Source organism: Shewanella sp. WXL01 (assembly GCF_012263345.1).
Taxonomy (GTDB): domain Bacteria; phylum Pseudomonadota; class Gammaproteobacteria; order Enterobacterales; family Shewanellaceae; genus Shewanella; species Shewanella maritima.
Genome location: NZ_JAAIKQ010000001.1, coordinates 1,131,291 through 1,148,742, shown reverse-complemented (window position 1 = coordinate 1,148,742; position 17,452 = coordinate 1,131,291). Strand labels below are relative to the sequence as shown.

Sequence of the window (17,452 nt, the reverse complement as noted above, 5' to 3'; positions counted from 1 at the left end):
TCTATGGATCAAACTCCGCAGTCGCAACTTAAATTGTTGCTAGCTAAAGGTAAAGAACAAGGTTACTTAACCTATGCAGAAGTGAACGATCACTTACCTGCAGACATGGTCGACTCTGACCAGATTGAAGATATTATCCAGATGATAAATGACATGGGTATCCGTGTGTTTGAAGAAGCACCCGATGCCGATGACATGATGATGTCGGAAGACAGCACAGACGAAGATGCAGCTGAAGAAGCTGCCGCAGCCCTTGCTACCGTAGAAAGCGAATTAGGCCGCACCACTGACCCTGTACGTATGTATATGCGTGAAATGGGTACAGTAGAGCTACTTACCCGCGAAGGCGAGATTGTTATTGCTAAGCGCATTGAAGAAGGTATTAATACCGTTCAATGTTCAGTGAGTGAATACCCACAAGCAATCGCCATGATCTTGGAGCAATTCGACCAGTACGAAGCTGACGAAATTCGCTTGTCTGATATTATCTCTGGATTTGTCAATCCTGACGAAGATGACGTTGCCCCAACCGCGACTCACGTTGGTTCTGAGCTTTCTGAAGAAGAGCTTGAAGATGAAGACGATGATGGCGACGATGACGAAGAAGAGGAAGAAGGCAACAAAGGCCCTTGCCCTGAAGAAGCCAAAGAAAAATTCACTCAACTTCGTGAAGCTTATGAAAAGAGCTTAGCAATTATCGCTGAGAAAGGTCGTGACCACCCTGAGTCTATCGGCTCACTATTCATAATCGGTGAGCTATTTAAAGAGTTCCGTCTTGTACCTAAGCAATTTGACCGACTAGTTAAAAGCATGCGCACCATGATGGACCGCGTACGCGTACAAGAGCGTCTAATTCTTAAGCTGTGTGTTGAACAAGCTAAAATGCCTAAGAAGAACTTCGTTAAGGCATTTACTAGCAACGAAACCAACCTTGAGTGGTTTGAAGCAGAGAAAACTAGCACTAAGCCATACGCAGAAGGCCTACGCATGGTTGAATTCGACGTAGAACGCTGTGTTGGTAAGTTAGAAGCTATCGAGCAAGAAACTGACCTAACCATTGCTGGTATTAAAGACATCAACCGTCGTATGTCTATCGGTGAAGCAAAAGCTCGCCGCGCTAAGAAAGAAATGGTTGAAGCGAACTTACGTCTAGTAATTTCTATCGCGAAAAAGTACACCAACCGTGGCCTACAATTCCTGGATCTTATCCAGGAAGGTAACATCGGTCTGATGAAAGCGGTAGACAAGTTCGAATACCGTCGTGGTTACAAGTTCTCGACTTACGCAACTTGGTGGATCCGTCAGGCGATCACTCGCTCGATTGCTGACCAAGCACGTACAATTCGTATTCCTGTGCACATGATTGAGACGATCAACAAGCTAAACCGTATCTCTCGTCAAATGCTACAAGAAATGGGTCGTGAGCCATCTCCAGAAGAGCTAGCTGAGCGCATGATGATGCCTGAAGACAAGATCCGTAAGGTACTCAAGATTGCTAAAGAGCCTATCTCAATGGAAACCCCAATCGGTGATGATGAAGATTCGCACTTAGGTGATTTCATTGAAGATACCACGCTAGAGCTGCCATTGGATTCAGCGACAGGTGAAAGCTTACGTAACGCAACTCACGAAGTGTTAGCAGGTCTAACGGCTCGTGAAGCTAAAGTGCTACGTATGCGCTTTGGTATCGACATGAACACAGACCACACGCTTGAAGAAGTAGGTAAGCAGTTTGACGTTACTCGTGAGCGTATCCGTCAGATTGAAGCGAAAGCACTGCGTAAACTACGCCACCCTTCTCGCTCAGAGATCTTAAAGTCGTTCTTAGACGAGTAAGTCCACAAAGAGACGAGTAAGTCAATTGAGAGTCGAATAAGTCTGCAATCGCGATATCGACATTAAAAACCTGCTACGGCAGGTTTTTTTATGCCTGATACATTTAGTAGCTTGAAGCAACAGCCTATGTTTGTACAACAGATAACCAAATGAATCTCAAAATGAAAATTCAATGACAAACACAGGTGACAAGCCAATATAAACTTCGTATACTCTTTTTCGCTTTCAGTAGTGACGACTACTTTAAGTCGGCCCCTTAGCTCAGTTGGTTAGAGCACACGACTCATAATCGTTAGGTCCCCAGTTCGAGTCTGGGAGGGGCCACCATCAGATTTTACAAAAAAGCCCATCATTAGATGGGCTTTTTTGTGTTTATGTCCAGTCGATAAACACTGCAGCTTGAACTTGGACGCCATTTGGGCGCGCATTTATCCACCACGCAATGTCATACTCCCTCAAACGCGAACCAAATCTAAGGCAACGGGAACTCGCTAAAGTGCGCTTTAGCCATGGCGACAAAGCTGCTGATCTTGTTAGTCAGTTTTAGTCGGTGTGGGAATACCGCTGATACCATCAAATTGTTAATGCTATATTCAGGCATAACTTCTACAAGACGCCCCTGATTTACATACTCATTTACTGAATAGGTTGGCGCTTGAATAATCCCCTGCCCGCTAGCAGCGGCTTCATTAAGTAAACGGCCATTGTCTGATGACCAGGTCCAAGGCAACTTTTGAGTAAATCGCTCACCGTTATGCTCAAATATCCACTGCTCTTTACGAATGCTGTGAGAGAAAAATAACAGCTCGTGCTCAATCAAACCTTCGGGCGATGTCGGCTCGCCGAATTTAGCTAGATAATCTGGGCTTGCCCATAAGCTCAGGCGAGATTGGCCGATACTTTGGGCTATGTAACTAGCATTGGGTAAATTAGGCGCGACGCGAAAGGCGAGATCAATATCAGATTCGAATAAATCTGCGGGGCTATTTGCCAAGCGAATATTTAACTCAACCTTTGGATATTGCTTGCGATATTTAGCAATCAGAGGCGCAAAGTATTGCCCACCCATTTCGAAGGTAGTTGATATGGTCAGCTTGCCGCTTGGCTGCTCACTAAACTGCCCCATCATAGCTTCAACTGAGTTGAGTTTCTTAAGCAAAGGGCGAATTTGCTCAAGGTATTGTTCACCTGCTGGGGTGAGATAAACCTTGCGCGTATTGCGCTTCAACAGCAAGCACCCCAAAGTTTGCTCAAGCTGTTTCACATGACGACTCACTAACGTGTTCGACACACCTAACTCTCGCGCCGCTGCTGAAAAATTTTGCTGCTCGGCAACCACGCAAAATGCCGTCATGGCCTCTAGCTTATTCATTCACGCTCCAAATATAAACAATATGTTTATAGACTATAAACCAAATCGCAGTTTTTAGTCACCTAGGTTTAAGTTAACCTCTCGATAACAAATGTTTTGTGCCCTAAACAACGAGAACAACTATGGCTAATCATTCATGTCTATCAACAGCATCGCTAGCATTTGCTATTGCAAGCCTATTTAGCGCGCCGAGCATCGCTGACTCTATCGCGCTAACCAATATCAATATTATCGATGTAGAAAGCCTCACAATAAATAAGGCGCAACACGTGCTGATTGAAGACGATAGAATTGTATCAATCAAGAGCCGTAAACCTCGCTATAAAAAGCATGTTCGAGTGATTGATATGAGCGATAAATATCTTATCCCAGGCTACATCGACACTCATGTGCATCATGCAACTGTGCCCGATGGCAGCGACAACGACATAACGACCCGTAAGCGGCTGCGCCACCTACTTCAGGGCGGTGTCACTTCAGTTAGAGACATGGGCGGTGATGTGCGTGCACTTAGTTCGCTTAAACGCCGCGCTGAGATTGATGCGATTCAATCGCCTGATATTTACTATTCGGTGATCATCGGTGGCGAGGAGTTTTTTGCTGACCCACGCACTGTGGCATCTGCATTAGGTCGCGAGCCCGGTAAGGTAGATTGGATGCGTGCGGTAGATGAGAATAGTGACTTTGATACCATCATGCTACGTGCCCTTGGCACAGGTGCAACTGGCATAAAAATCTACGCCAAGGTGCCAGCAAATGTCGTTGAAATGCTTGCAAGTGCAGCCAAGAAACATGGATTAAAAGTGTGGTCTCATGCCTATATTGGCCCAGCTAAGCCGCAAGAGATTGTTAACGCTGGGGTAGAGACGATTTCCCACGCGCCAGATATCTCTGCCCATGTGGTTGATAACTTTTACGAGCTGCGCCGTAAAGGTGAGTTAATCACCGACAAGCAACTACAAGACTCGCAGCAATTGTCGCGCTATGAAGGGCTAATGCAAGACATGCTAAGCAAGGACACTATTCTCGACTCGACCCTTACCGTGTTTGAACAAACCAAAGCCCAGCGCGGCGCTCGCGGTGAAATGCTTGAAAACTGGGGCTATGAATTTACCAAACTGGCGCACATGAACGGCATTACCATCGCCACAGGTACAGACTCAGCCAGCGACTACTTTGGTCATACGACGCCATTAGTGTTCAACGAAATGCAGCTGCTGGTACATGAAGCAAGCCTTTCACCATTAGAGGCGATTCAAGCGGCAACGATTAATGGCGCTAAAGTGATTGGAATCGAGCAAGACTATGGCTCAATTGCAGTGGGCAAAAAAGCCAATCTAGTGGTGTTAAATCAAGACCCAAGCGACAACATTCATTTTGCCAGTGACATCGCCCACGTGATCAAAAATGGCGAGTTTGTGTATCGCGGCTCTAACCCTAAGCTGCCATTTGTAGATGCAAAAAAAGCTGGCGGCATGCTGTGGATGTCAGGACAGCTCGGTAATTACCCAACCACAATGACCTTGGCGGGCGATGATATTAAATCGCAAATGACTCAGGCGATGAAGAACATAGGCAATGTGCTTGAGCAACACGATTTAGGCTATCAAGACATCGTTAAATGCACCCTGATGTTGGAAGATATTGACCAGTGGCAAGCAGCGAATGAAGCCTACACACCGTTTTTTGACTCTTACCCAACTCGCAGCGCCTTTGGTAAGGCTGACTTGGCGTTAGGCGCCAAAGTCGAAGTTGAATGTATTGCCGAGCTATAAGGAACTAGCCATGGATATCGAACAAGTAAATTCGCAGCAACTCACTAAACGTCAAACAAGTCGTCGGCAATTCATCAAACTTTGTGGCCTCACCACCTTAGCAGCTAGCTTGCCATCACTGAGTTTATCCGTTATCGCACAAGAACAAAGCTGGGCAGCTTACAACAAAAGCATAGTGATAGATGGACTCAGCGCGCTGTTTGATTATGGTATCAATGAGTTAAGTGCTGAGACGTTAGCGCAATTTAAACGCTCAGGTGTGACGGCGGTAAATGCAACCGTACCTTACCCCGGTGATGATTTTGCTGCAGCAAAAGCGAAAATTGCCCATGTAAAACAAATCACCGCTTTGTACCCGCAGCATCTTCGCATTGTGTACAACCTTGATGATATTTTGCAGGCTAAAGCACAAGGGCAAATAGGGATTATCATCGGCTTTCAATCAACAGAAATGTTCGCCGATGACTTAAGCCGAATTGATTATTTTGCCAAGCAAGGCGCGCGCTATATGCAGCTGAGCTATAACGGCCCATCGCAATATGGCTCAGGCGGTTTGGTAAAACACGATACAGGCCTAACCGAGCTTGGCCGTCAGGCAGTGGCACAAATACAAAATGCTAAGGTGTTACTTGACCTATCCCACTCGGGCAAACAAACTGTCGCTGATGCGATTAAAGCTGCAAGTAAGCCGTTAACGCTCTCCCACACGGGTTGTAACGCGGTTTATCAGCACCCGAGAAACAATGACGATACTGAGCTAAAAGCAATAGCAGATAAAGGCGGCGTAGTCGGTATTTATCTGATGCCATTTCTTGAAGGCGGCGATGGTGAAATTACCGCAGCCGCCTTTATGCGCCACTTAAATCATGCCATTAATGTCTGCGGTGAAGACCATGTTGCCATTGGTAGCGATCAGGGGATCTTGCCTGTCAACGATGGCCCTGAGTACCGCGAGATGATCCGCAAAGATGTTGAGCGCCGCAAAGCTGCTGGTATTTCAGCGCCAGGTGAGTCAGCTAATCGTCCGCCATTTATCCCGCAACTAAACAGCATTCGCCGTATGGAGCTTATTGCCCACTATATGCAACGTTCAGGGCATTCAGACAAGGTGATTACTAAGGTACTTGGCAGCAATCTCGTTAATCTCTATCGAGAGGTTTGGTAATCGCTTAGCCTGTTAAACTAAACAAGAGCAAAATGAAACAGGCAGCTAAAAGCTGCCTGTTATGTATAACGCACATGTATGTACTGCAGATATGTGAAGTGTAAAAAACCTTATTTTACCCGTGCAATTTCTTCATCGGTCAAATAACGCCATTCACACTCTTCGAGATCATGATCCATCTCTATTGGGCCAATCGCCTCGCGGTGCAAGTTGACCACTTTGTTACCTACAGCTGCAAACATGCGTTTTACCTGATGATATTTACCTTCGACAATTGTCAACCTAGCATTATGGCTGTCGATAATATCTAACTCAGCAGGTTTAGTGAGCCCATCTTCACTTTTCAGCTCAATGCCCTGCTTAAATACATCAACTAAGTCTTTGCTAAGTGGCTCAGCTACTTCGACTAAATAACGCTTACCACAGCCTTTTTTTGGTGAAGTGATCTTATGTGACCATTGACCATCGCTGGTGATTAAAATCAATCCTGTGGTATCAACATCTAAGCGGCCAGCAATATGCAGTGCTTCAGGCTTTTCAATGTCCATTAGACTCAGCACAGACTGATATTCCTCATCAACGGTTGAGCAAATAGTATCGATGGGCTTGTGCATCATAATATAGCGCTCGCCGATTAGGTTAAGCTCATTACCATCAACCTCAATCAGCATAGCATCGGTAACTTTAAAGCTTGGATCTTTAACCACTTCACCATCACAGGTGACTTCACCTGATTTAAGCAGCTTTTTCGCCATAGAGCGGGTTAGCTCGGTGCTTTCGCAAATGAATTTATCTAATCTCACGGGGATCTCTTACCAAAATCAATGAGGGCAGATACTAACATATCTGACCCTAACCGAATACTTACGCACAATTCTGTAGCAAGGCTAAACCCTCTTAGGCGATAACAATAGCCGCTTTAGCTTGTTAGGCTTGATTGGTTTAAGCAGAAAGGGATAAGGCAAAATGGAGCGAACGCTGGCTTCTGCCGACATCACGATAATATTCACTGGTTCAAACAAGCGACCGTTTTCGGCTAGCACCCGAGCGCTGTCTGTATTTTGCAAATGAAAATCTAGCAATAACCAATCAGGCGTGGTTTGCTCAAGTGCGCTAATTAAGCTGTGATGGTCATAGAAAATACGATACTCAAGCTGCCACTTGCCAAGTACAGTCGCCAGTGAGTCAGCGCTTTCTTGATGATCATCAAGCACCCATACCTCGCCAATATTGGTACTTGGCTCAGCGTGAGCAACCTGTCTCGCCAGCGGCAAGCTAAAACTCATTTTAGTGCCTTTGCTGCTTGAGTTAACCGCTAAGCCAAGATTGAGAACATGGTTGATTTTATTAACAATGGTCAAACCAAGGCCAGTACCGGACGCTTTATTATGGGTAACAAATGGCTCAAACAGCTGCGACTTAATCGATGCAGGAATACCAGCCCCTTGGTCGGTAATTTCCACTACACACATATCATTTAGCTGTTTCGCAGCTAAACTCACCGTCAGCCCCGGTTTACTGACCTCAATGGCGTTGATGACTACATTAAGCAGCACCCGCTCTATCAACAAGCTATCGCTTTCAACATTCAAATTGTGCCAGGCGCTGCACTCAAGATTAACCTGGTATTTAGCCGCAACCGGCGATAACTCTACAATTAAATCATTCAGCAAATTTTGCGTTTCAAATGAGCGCACAAATGGCTTAAAGTGCGCCGATTCGACTTTAGATAAATCGAGAATCGACTCAATTAAACGCGACAAGCTGCCTATGCTGTCTTGCATGCGTTTAAAGAACATTGTTTGACCCACTTCATCATTTTGATTCGCTTCAAGTAGCAATTTCGCTGAATTGAGCGGGTGGCGAATGTCATGGCTCGCGGTGGCAATAAACGCGGTTTTATCCTGGTTAGCTTGCTCGGCGTCTAAGGTTTTCTGCTCAAGCACCGCTGTACGCTCATTAACTAACTGCTCGAGTTGCTCATTAAGCTGAGTGAGTTGCTTGGCTTCTTGCTCTTTAAGCTGATACTTAAGTCTAGCCGCGCGCAGTTTCAACAGCACAATCCATATGAATATCGCAATGGAAATAATGAAATAAGCCGCATAGGCATAGTAAGACTTGTACCAAAGCGCAGTGACTTTTAGTGGGTAACGGCTGACTTCAGAGGTGTCTCCGGCGTCGTTATAAGCGTATAACTCAAGCTGATAATCACCAACAGGTAAGTTAGTAAATACAAACTCGTTGCTGCGTGAGATAAGCCATTGTGACTGATAGCCTTTTAGGCGGTAACGATAAGTCATATTTTGCATCAACTTATCGGTATTAAGCGTCACCACAAAACGATAAATCGGGTTTTCTGCTACCTTTTGGGTTTGTTTTCCTAGCACGGTATTGATTTGTTTGTCGGCACTTAATAGCTGCACTTGTTGCGGTGCAATGGTTTTCGCGCGTTGTACTTGAAGGTTATCAGCATCAACCAAATCAATGGTGTTATAGCCACTAAAATAAAGCTGTTCGCCAATACTGCCACAGGCTTTTTGATTAAAATCAGAATTACTCAAACCTTCCATTTGTCCAAAATGAATCAGCTGCTGCGAGCCTGGTACTGACATTATCAACCCATCTAAGGTTGCCATCCATAAACGCTGCTGTTTGTCTTGCGCCATACAAACAATGGTGCGACTAGGGAATTGATCATTTAACGCAAACGGTTTAACACTGTATTGGCTGTTAGAGCGCGATGGCGTATTGAGGCGGTACATGCCATCTTCTGCCGTCATCAACCAAATCTGACCGTCACTGGCTTGAAAGCTCTCTAGCACCATCGCGGGTTTTGATGCTATGTATTGCTGCTTGGGCGACTCACCTTGAGCGCTAAACACCCAAGTACCATCGCGAAAGCTGGTCGCAACCACAATATCGCCAAACTGATTCAAGCTGAAAAATCGTCTTGATGCAGTAGATGCGATCAAATCATGTTCAAGCGTCTCAAAATCAACAAGATAGATACCATCGGGAGTCGCTAGCCATAGCTTACCTGCAATCACTTTCATGTCGTATATGGTGACAGCAACATCAGATTGCCTCAGCAACTCAAACTGCTCGCTTAGCTCGATAAAACCAAGCCCTTGAGAAGCGACATAGGTCTTACCTTGATACTGCAGCATTCTGATAAATGTTTGATTTGGCCTAGCTGAATACAACCGCTGCTTTTGCTGGGTTTGAATATTGAGGCGATAGATAGCTTCGCTATCAAGTACTAGAAAATCAGTGGTTGAAGTATTGGTACCACCATCTAGCTCGAGTGTTTGCACTGCATCGATGTTTTCAAAACCCTCTTCCTTTACCTGAGGAGTGCGCCCTATATACCTGGAGCTATCACTTAACGCTAATATCCCGGTACCAGAACCAAGTAGATATTGTTCAGAGCTCAGTTGCAGAGAAGAAAATATATTTAAACCACTCACATAGTTTCGATTAAACGCAGTCAGGTGAAGTTTCTTTAGCTGCAGGTCTGATAAATTTAAGCTAAGAAACTGATTATGCAGATCAATAAGTAACTCATCATTAAATAAACTCAAACGATAGATATTTACCCCTTCAATCACCTGTTCAACTGAACTTTCATCAGTCAAATTTAATGCTTTTAAGCCATGATGGCGCGTCCCTAGCCACAGCTTACCCTTGCCATAAACCATTGAGCGAATGATCAGCCCATCAGTGGCATTAAGTTTAGTTAGCGACGTAGAGGCTAAATTCAGCCTATAGACCCCTTCATCACTGCCTAAATACACCTTACCAGCCGCCGACACTAAATGTGGGAAGCGCAGTGTCACGCCATATTTAGCAAAGTCGATATGGGCATCAATTTTATGGGTATTGATATTGGCAATGATTAAACGCTCGCGCGTAGCAAATAACACTTGATCGCCGACAACCAGCAAGGCACGAATGTCACGGCTATATTGCTCTGGCCAGGTGCTAATTAATGATGACGGTGCAAGCACATTGTTGCTGAGGTCGAACTCATCAAGCCCTTTAGTACTGGCAATCCACAAACGATTATTACGGTCAACTTGCAGAGCATTGATTAACCCACCCGATAAGGTTTGTCCACCATGAGTACCGTAACCATATTGAGTAACTTCGTTACCCGAAATTCGATTAAGACCATTTTGGGTTCCAACCCATAAATTGTGCTGCTGGTCTTGTGCCAGCGCCATAATGGTACTTTGCGATAAGCCATCAAGATAATCGATGACCTTTACTGTGCGACTGCTTGATGGTATTTCGTTTGCAACGAGCCCAACCTGGGTATTTTCAGCAGTAATATCTACATCAGAAAGCATCTCATCATTGGCATTCACTTTATTTGGCAGCAATAGAATGAAAGACGCCAGCAAAACCAGCGATAATAGCAACCTACTTTTGCCTAAAGCACTCGCATTTAATTCACGCAATCGATGGGACAAGTTCGCCACGCTAATGCTGCCAAGATGTCGTTAAGGCTAATCCAGCGACAAACTTAGCCGCCTGAGTGCGGTTACCCACATCGAGAATTTTAAAAATTTTCGATAAGTGTGCTTTCACCGTTTTCTCAGAGATTTCTAGCTGCGCGGCAATTTGCTTATTGAGCAAACCATCAGCAACTAAGGACAGAATATGAAATTGGTGTGGCGTTAATTGCATCACCTTGTGATAGCGCAGCTGCTCTTGCTGAGCTAATGCAGCCATATTTAATTGCGGGGACAACACATCATCGCTTTCAAGTAAGTGGCTTATTTTGCTCACGATGGTATCGCTTGATGCCGTTTTAGATACGAATCCATCTGCATTAAATAGCTGACACTGACTCATAATTTCTGCGCTGTTATGGGCGGTAATAATCAGTACCGGAATTTCAGGGAAGTACTTCTTAATAAAGATTAAGCCACTATAGCCCTGACAACCGGGCATACTCAAATCCAGTAATACCAAATCAATCTCGTCGCGCTGCTCCTTAAGCATGTCAAACAGCGACAAATAATCTGCAGATTCTAATAGCGTAAGTTCGGGTAACTGTTTAACGATTGAACCAATCAAAGCTTCACGATATAGCGGGTGATCATCTGCAATGACGACGGTACTTTGCATAGTGACTCCATTGTTATTATTAGGGGCGAGCACTCTTTCCTTTTACTTGTTTTCATTAAAGAATTCAACGACCAAACATGTAGGACTTTAGTCTTACCGTATGCAGTCCCAAGTCCAATTTAGCTCACTTCCCTTACACGATACGATGCAAAGGTCAACATCACTATAACAAAGCAGTAATGACACGGTAATCAACATAAGAGTCGCATTTCCCACCAAATTCTAACGATAATGAAGGACGAATAATGACTACAAAAACCCAACTCGGGCTAGCGATAGGACTGGCATTAAGCTCAATGTCAGCCTCAGCAGCTTGGCATAATGATCAAACTAATTTCGCTACTATTGCCAGTGAGGGTGTCATCCCACAATGGACGACCACCAAAACCGGTAACCATTACGCAGGTTTCCTTAAGGCCGATGACTGGGAGAACTCGGTTTATCACGGCTATGACATGTACCTACAGCGCGTTAACCAAAAAGGTGAAGTCGTTTGGGATGATGAGCCGCTATTAGTTATTGATAGAAGTAAATCATATGTTTATGACTATTCTATCGCAGCGCTAGATAACGAGTCAGTTCGTATCGCTATTCGTGATGAGCGCGAAAACACTGACGGTAATATTCAAGATGTCGTAGTGATCTATGAAGTCAGCGCAGACAAAAAGTCTCGTTGGGAAACAGGGATTGAAATTACTTCACCGACGGGCCTAAGCCATGTTGGTGTACCGCATGTTACTGCTGTTGGTAACGGTTCAATCGTGACCTGGGATGAATCAGAAGATGTTAATGGTGACTTAGACTATTACGGTGACCCAACTAACGCGCACATCGCTTATGTTGATGAAAACGGCGAAATAAAGTGGCACGTTCATGAACAACTGCACGATGCGAGCTACCCTGTAGAGCGCGCATTAGTAAGCGATGGCTTTATTGTTGTTTATCAAGATATCGCCCCTGAATATGGCTCACACCTAAGTATTCAAAAGTACTCACTGGAAAATGGTGAGCCAATGTGGGGTGATAAGCCAGTTGCCTTTACCAAAGGCGATTTAGAGAACATTCCAGACTCACCTGCTCCTAACTCAGATATTACTATCGATGAACACGAGAACGTAATTATTGCATGGCGTCTACCAACAGACTCTGGTGCGATGCTAATGATGCAAGAATTTGATCGCATGGGTAACAAGCGCTTCAGCGGTAACCTGCGTATCTCTCATGGCGATGCTGACTACAACCCAAGTGGTCCTAGCATTGAAGTGGTGAACGGTGACCGTATCATCACATTCGCAGTACTCCTTGATGGCTCGACACCTGAAACAGGTATTTTTGCGCAAAAAGTTTCTGCTGACGGCAAAGTTATTTGGAGCGAGCCAAGAGAAATTGTTCAATTGACCTCTGGTGATTTCGATACCGGCTTCAACGGTTACTTAGACGTGGTTAACACTTCTAGCCGCAACGGCGTTGTTAATGCCTACTTCATGAAAGTATGGGACTACTGGCCAATTACCTATAACTATGTGCAGTTTGATGCTGACGGTAAGGCTGGTGAAGAAAAGACAATCGATGGCAACAAAAACACCAAAGGCAACCTGCAGCTACATACTAACCCTATCGGTGATGTCATTTATTGGTCAGAAGACGGTACTAATAACAGCCCTATATATGCTCAAAACATCCATAACGATGGCACCCATGGTTTAACTGCTGATATTAAATTAGCCGTGAAGCCAAACCTTGCCACATTAGAAGACATGAGCAAGGTAATGACATTTACCATCCATGATGAAACGTCGCAAAACCATGATGTCCAGTTAACCACAGAAACCACTGATATCACTATCACAGACGTAGTTAAGGCCGCAACTCATGTTAGCGCGACCATCACACCTAGTGCTGATTACATTGGTGAAGCAACTTTCACACTTGCAGTAACCGATTTAGACAACAGCTCACGCTCTGCCACTCAAGACTACACCCTTAATGTTGTGACAATTGACGATGCTCCAGAAATTGAAATTGCCAACAACATCGAAGTTTTTGAAGGCGAGTCCACCACTGTCAGCGCCGTCGTGACTGATGTTGACTCAGATGATGTATCAGTAAGCTGGACTCACAATAGCGACATCGAGCTTAACGTTTTTTGGTCGAACAACGAACTGACAGTTTCTGCTCCACTTGTTGATAACACTCAAAGCATTGAATTAACCGGAACACTTGATGATGGCGTCAATACTGTAGAAAAAACAGTGACCGTTAAGGTTAATAAAGTCGAGTCTGACTCAGGTAGTGCACTTGGTAGCTTATGGTTATTCGCTTTACTTGGCTTATTCACAAGAAAAATTAAAAAATAATAAGGGCCTAATTCATGAACAAATCAAAATTATGGTTAGCACTATCTGTTGCAATGCTAACTGGCGCAAGTGCCCAAGCCGCACCTGTAAAAAGCAACGTTCAAAAGACCTTCTTAGCAGGTCACAAAAACCACGTAGGTATTAGCGGTAAGATCACCAATGCAGAAAAGCAAACCTACATTATCGAGCTTAAAGATGACGCGGTAAGCAGCTTCCAGGGTAATGATAAGTTTGCTGGTACTAAGCAACTGCTTAAGCAAGGTGTAAAAACCAAAGCTGCGCCGCAAATTCAGCAGTACAAGCAACACCTACAAAGCCGTCAAAACAGCGCGTTAGCTAGTATTGCTAAAGCAACAAGCTTATCGGTTTCGCCAACAGTGCGTTACCACTTCGCGATGAATGGTTTTGCTCTTGAGCTTTCGAAAAAGCAAGCTCAGCGCATTGCACAGCTAGCAGAAGTAAAAGCAGTATACCCAGAGCAAATTCACCAGTTAAACACTGATGTTGGCCCGCAGCATATTGGCGCGGACAAAATTTGGGAAAGCGCTGTACCTGAACTTGCAGGCAAAGGCGAAGGTGTACTGCTAGGTATTATCGACAGTGGTATCAATACAGATAACATTTCATTTGCTGAAGTAGGCGGTGACGGTTACGTGCACACCAACCCGTATGGTGATGGTGTATTTGTTGGTGACTGTGAAACAGACGCTAGCCTATGTAACAACAAGCTAATTGGTGTATATAGCTTCCCAGAAGTCACCGACAACTATGCAGGCTTGGCAGCACCTGTTGGTGAAGATTATAACGGTCACGGCTCGCATACCTCTGGTACTGCTGGCGGTAACGTACTAGCAGACCAACCTATCCTTAAGCAAGACAACACAAATCAAGGTGATGGTACACCAATTGGTGATGCGAAATTTGCGCGCCTATCGGGTGTTGCACCACATGCAAACATCATCTCGTACCAAACTTGTAATGAAGAAGGCTCGTGCTTTGACTCACTGACAGTTAAAGCGGTTGACCTTGCGATTGAGCATGGCGTAGATGTCATCAACTTCTCTATTGGCCCAGGCGGTGATGGCGGTAGCCCATGGACCTCGGCTTCAGGTATGGCTTTCTTAAAAGCACGTGAAGCGGGTATCTTCGTTGCAGCCGCTGCGGGTAACGCTGGCCCTGGTGAAAGCACTGTAGGTAACGTTGCCCCTTGGACGACCGTTGTCGCTAACTACACTCACTCGCGTATCTTTACTAAGTCATTCACTGGTACAAACGATGAAGGTGTCGACTTAGCGACTATCGAAGGTGTTGGTGGACTGAGCGATGAAGTCACTGCTGGCGTGGTTTACGCTGGTGACTTAGGTGACGGCTCAATCGACTACAGCCTTTGTGATTTCACCTTCTATGATGACCTTCCTGAAATCCAGGACAAGATCCTCATCTGTGACCGCGGTGACATTGCGCTATATGATAAGTCAGTCAACGCGCAAGACAAAGGTGCTGTAGGCGTACTAATCCGCAACGTACCGCAAAGCGGCTCAGATATGTACAACATTCCTTATGCAATTCCTGGCATGTTGTTGACCGAAGAAAGCGGTGAAGAGCTAATGAACTGGGTTGCAAGCTCAACTAACCCAACATTAACCATTGCTCAAGGTGAAGTCGGTTATTCAGACCTAATGGCAAACTCTGCTAACGCGTCTAGTTCACGTGGTCCGTCTCTGTACGCAGCAGAGAACATGGTGCCGCACATTGCTGCGCCAGGTACTGACATTTACGCCGCTTACTCTGATGATCAACCATTCGCGTGGGAGCCAGGTACTGCAGACTTTGCGTTCCTAACCGGTACGTCAATGGCATCACCTCACGTAGCAGGTGCTGCAGCACTATTTACTCAGGTTCACCCTGACGCAACACCAGCACAGATTCAATCAGCGTTAATGTTGACCGCTAACAGCGAAACCACCATTCAAGACTTAGCAACCCCATCACAAGTATGGGATCACGGCTCAGGTATGACCCAAGTTGACCTAGCAGTGAAAGCAGGCCTGTGGATGGATGAGACCATTGACAACTATGTTGCAGCGAACCCAGAAGTTGGCGGTACACCAAAAGAGCTTAACGGTGCTTACTTCGTTGACAGTAACTGTAAAGGTGAATGTGAGTTCACTCGTGCCTTTACCGCAACACAAGCGGGTAACTGGTCACTGGCTTACACTGGCGCATCAGAATTAGACGTGACTATCTCACCAACCTCAGCAGTACTAGCTGAAGGTGAGTCACTTGAAGTGACTGTAAGCATCAAGGTTGCTGACAACGCAGGTGATAGCTGGAACTACGGCCGCTTGAAACTAACCGACAGCACAGGTGCATCACCAGAGCTATCATTGCCTATTGCAATTCAACCTATGGTTGCAGATATTGCTGATTGGAACACGGTTGAAGTCTTCCACGGCAATGCAAGCATCGAAAACAATGACTATGCATTCCGCCGCCCATTGGCGGTATCAGCAACCTCTGATGGCTTAATGCCATCTGAGTCATTCCACTTCTCGCTAGCAGGCGACACTGACAACCGCTCACCAGTAGATGATCTAACTGATGGCGTAAAAGTGGTGACTGTTAACGTGGGTGACGACGTTGAAGAGCTAGTCGCCATCATTGGTAAAACTAAGAGTTATGACGCTGATATCTACATCGGTTGGGATAACAACAATAACGGCACAATTGAAGAAGTAGAGTTTATTTGTGCTGGTAACTATGCAGACCTTGCACAATTTGAAGTTTGCAGCATCGACAATCCAGCTCCAGGCCAATACTGGGTGATGACTCACAACTGGTTATCTGAAGCAGATGGCTCGATTGACGATTTCCGTGTTGATGTTATTCAACGTCGTGAGGCAGATATGATCCCAATAGATATCACTGTTGACAGCTCTGTTGAGCCATACTCAACAATGCCATTAACCATCGAGTGGGCGTCTAAGCTTGCTAATAAAGCTTACTACACAGCGATTGATTTCACTGAAAACAACGACGGTGTAGAAATGGAGCTAGGTCAATCAATCGTAGTATTCGACCACACTCGCAACGCGCTAAACGTTAGCACTGATGCAAGCTCTGTCACCTCAGGTCAAGAAGTCGCATACTCAGTGGTTATCCCTGAAGGTGCAGCATCTGCTGATCAACCAATGCAAGTTGAGTTAAAGCTATCTGAAAAAATGCAGTGGTTAGACTCAGAGCAAGGTAGCGTAAGCGGTCAGACCCTAACGTTTGAAGCGACTCAAGGTGGTGAGTTTGTAGCTAAAGCTCAAGTGCTAGCGAACCAAAGTGGTGACATGTCTACCGCGTGGAGCTACAGCGTTGAAGGCACAAGCGTAACAGACAGCGGCGCAGTTGCCCTTTCTAACCCTAACTCACGTCCTGATGCAAAAGTGAAAGTGGCTTCAATGAGTGCAGACGAAGGTACTTCGGTAACCCTAAGCGCACAAATGAGTGAAGATGCTGACAACGACGCACTAAGCTTTACTTGGACGCAAGTTGAAGGTACTAAGGCGACCATCAGCTCAGCTGACAGCGCAGAAGCAACAGTTTCACTACCAAATGTTAGTGGCAATGAAACCCTAGTGTTTGAAGTGACTGTATCTGACGGTGAGCTAAGCGAAACCGAAACAGTTAAAGTTGATGTTATCAACCAAGACGACGGTGGCTCGCTAGGTGCACTATGGTTGAGCATACTGGCTATGCTAGGCCTACGCCGCCGCGCCAAAGCTTAATTACCAAGAGTTAAGTGAACGAATAGCCCGGCACTCCC

General features: G+C 45.4%; 9 protein-coding genes and 1 tRNA gene. 6 read left to right on the top strand and 4 right to left on the bottom strand.

The features are described from left to right. Positions 1-3 precede the first annotated feature (3 nt). Both rpoD and G3R49_RS04885 read left to right on the top strand, forming a co-directional pair. Entirely contained in the window at positions 4-1,836 is a 1,833-nt protein-coding gene (gene rpoD / locus G3R49_RS04890; RefSeq protein WP_210147092.1) for an RNA polymerase sigma factor RpoD, read from the top strand. A 250-nt stretch (positions 1,837-2,086) separates the two neighbouring features. Beyond that, positions 2,087-2,163: transfer RNA gene (locus G3R49_RS04885), tRNA-Ile, on the top strand. 145 nt (positions 2,164-2,308) lie between these two features. Here G3R49_RS04885 and G3R49_RS04880 read toward each other — a convergent pair. Beyond that, on the bottom strand, positions 2,309-3,208 hold the full coding sequence (locus tag G3R49_RS04880; RefSeq protein ID WP_130598009.1) for a LysR family transcriptional regulator: 900 nt from the start codon (positions 3,206-3,208) through the stop codon (positions 2,309-2,311). Between the two features lie 122 nt (positions 3,209-3,330). On the opposite strand from G3R49_RS04880, the gene G3R49_RS04875 reads away from it, so the two are divergent. Next, positions 3,331-4,983: an amidohydrolase family protein gene (locus G3R49_RS04875; RefSeq protein WP_167868808.1), complete on the top strand. Its 1,653-nt coding sequence runs from the start codon at positions 3,331-3,333 to the stop codon at positions 4,981-4,983. A 10-nt stretch (positions 4,984-4,993) separates the two neighbouring features. Then, positions 4,994-6,148, top strand: a complete 1,155-nt coding sequence (locus tag G3R49_RS04870; protein WP_130598011.1) for a dipeptidase — start codon at positions 4,994-4,996, stop codon at positions 6,146-6,148. 110 nt (positions 6,149-6,258) lie between these two features. Here G3R49_RS04870 and rsuA read toward each other — a convergent pair whose 3' ends face one another. The 3 genes from rsuA to G3R49_RS04855 form a co-directional block, all read right to left on the bottom strand. Then, positions 6,259-6,951, bottom strand: a complete 693-nt coding sequence (rsuA, locus tag G3R49_RS04865; RefSeq protein WP_130598012.1) for a 16S rRNA pseudouridine(516) synthase RsuA — start codon at positions 6,949-6,951, stop codon at positions 6,259-6,261. An 84-nt stretch (positions 6,952-7,035) separates the two neighbouring features. Next, positions 7,036-10,629 carry an ATP-binding protein gene (locus tag G3R49_RS04860; RefSeq protein ID WP_167868807.1) on the bottom strand — a complete coding sequence of 1,198 codons (3,594 nt, stop codon included), beginning with the start codon at positions 10,627-10,629 and terminating at the stop codon, positions 7,036-7,038. A gap of 1 nt (position 10,630) precedes the next feature. After that, entirely contained in the window at positions 10,631-11,281 is a 651-nt protein-coding gene (locus G3R49_RS04855) for a response regulator transcription factor (protein ID WP_130598014.1), read from the bottom strand. Positions 11,282-11,526: 245 nt separating this feature from the next. Here G3R49_RS04855 and G3R49_RS04850 point away from each other — a divergent pair, with 245 nt between their 5' ends. After that, positions 11,527-13,638 carry a hypothetical protein gene (locus tag G3R49_RS04850; protein ID WP_167868806.1) on the top strand — a complete coding sequence of 704 codons (2,112 nt, stop codon included), beginning with the start codon at positions 11,527-11,529 and terminating at the stop codon, positions 13,636-13,638. 14 nt (positions 13,639-13,652) lie between these two features. Then, positions 13,653-17,414, top strand: a complete 3,762-nt coding sequence (locus tag G3R49_RS04845; RefSeq protein WP_167868805.1) for a S8 family serine peptidase — start codon at positions 13,653-13,655, stop codon at positions 17,412-17,414. Positions 17,415-17,452: the final 38 nt, after the last annotated feature.

What these genes read in the sequence shown, in the direction of transcription:
- G3R49_RS04845 (WP_167868805.1), top strand. Translation starts at nt 13,653, where the DNA reads ATGAACAAATCAAAATTATGGTTAGCACTATCTGTTGCAATGCTAACT.
- G3R49_RS04875 (WP_167868808.1), top strand. Translation starts at nt 3,331, where the DNA reads ATGGCTAATCATTCATGTCTATCAACAGCATCGCTAGCATTTGCTATT.
- G3R49_RS04870 (WP_130598011.1), top strand. Translation starts at nt 4,994, where the DNA reads ATGGATATCGAACAAGTAAATTCGCAGCAACTCACTAAACGTCAAACA.
- G3R49_RS04855 (WP_130598014.1), bottom strand. Translation starts at nt 11,281, where the DNA reads ATGCAAAGTACCGTCGTCATTGCAGATGATCACCCGCTATATCGTGAA.
- rpoD (WP_210147092.1), top strand. Translation starts at nt 4, where the DNA reads ATGGATCAAACTCCGCAGTCGCAACTTAAATTGTTGCTAGCTAAAGGT.
- G3R49_RS04850 (WP_167868806.1), top strand. Translation starts at nt 11,527, where the DNA reads ATGACTACAAAAACCCAACTCGGGCTAGCGATAGGACTGGCATTAAGC.
- G3R49_RS04880 (WP_130598009.1), bottom strand. Translation starts at nt 3,208, where the DNA reads ATGAATAAGCTAGAGGCCATGACGGCATTTTGCGTGGTTGCCGAGCAG.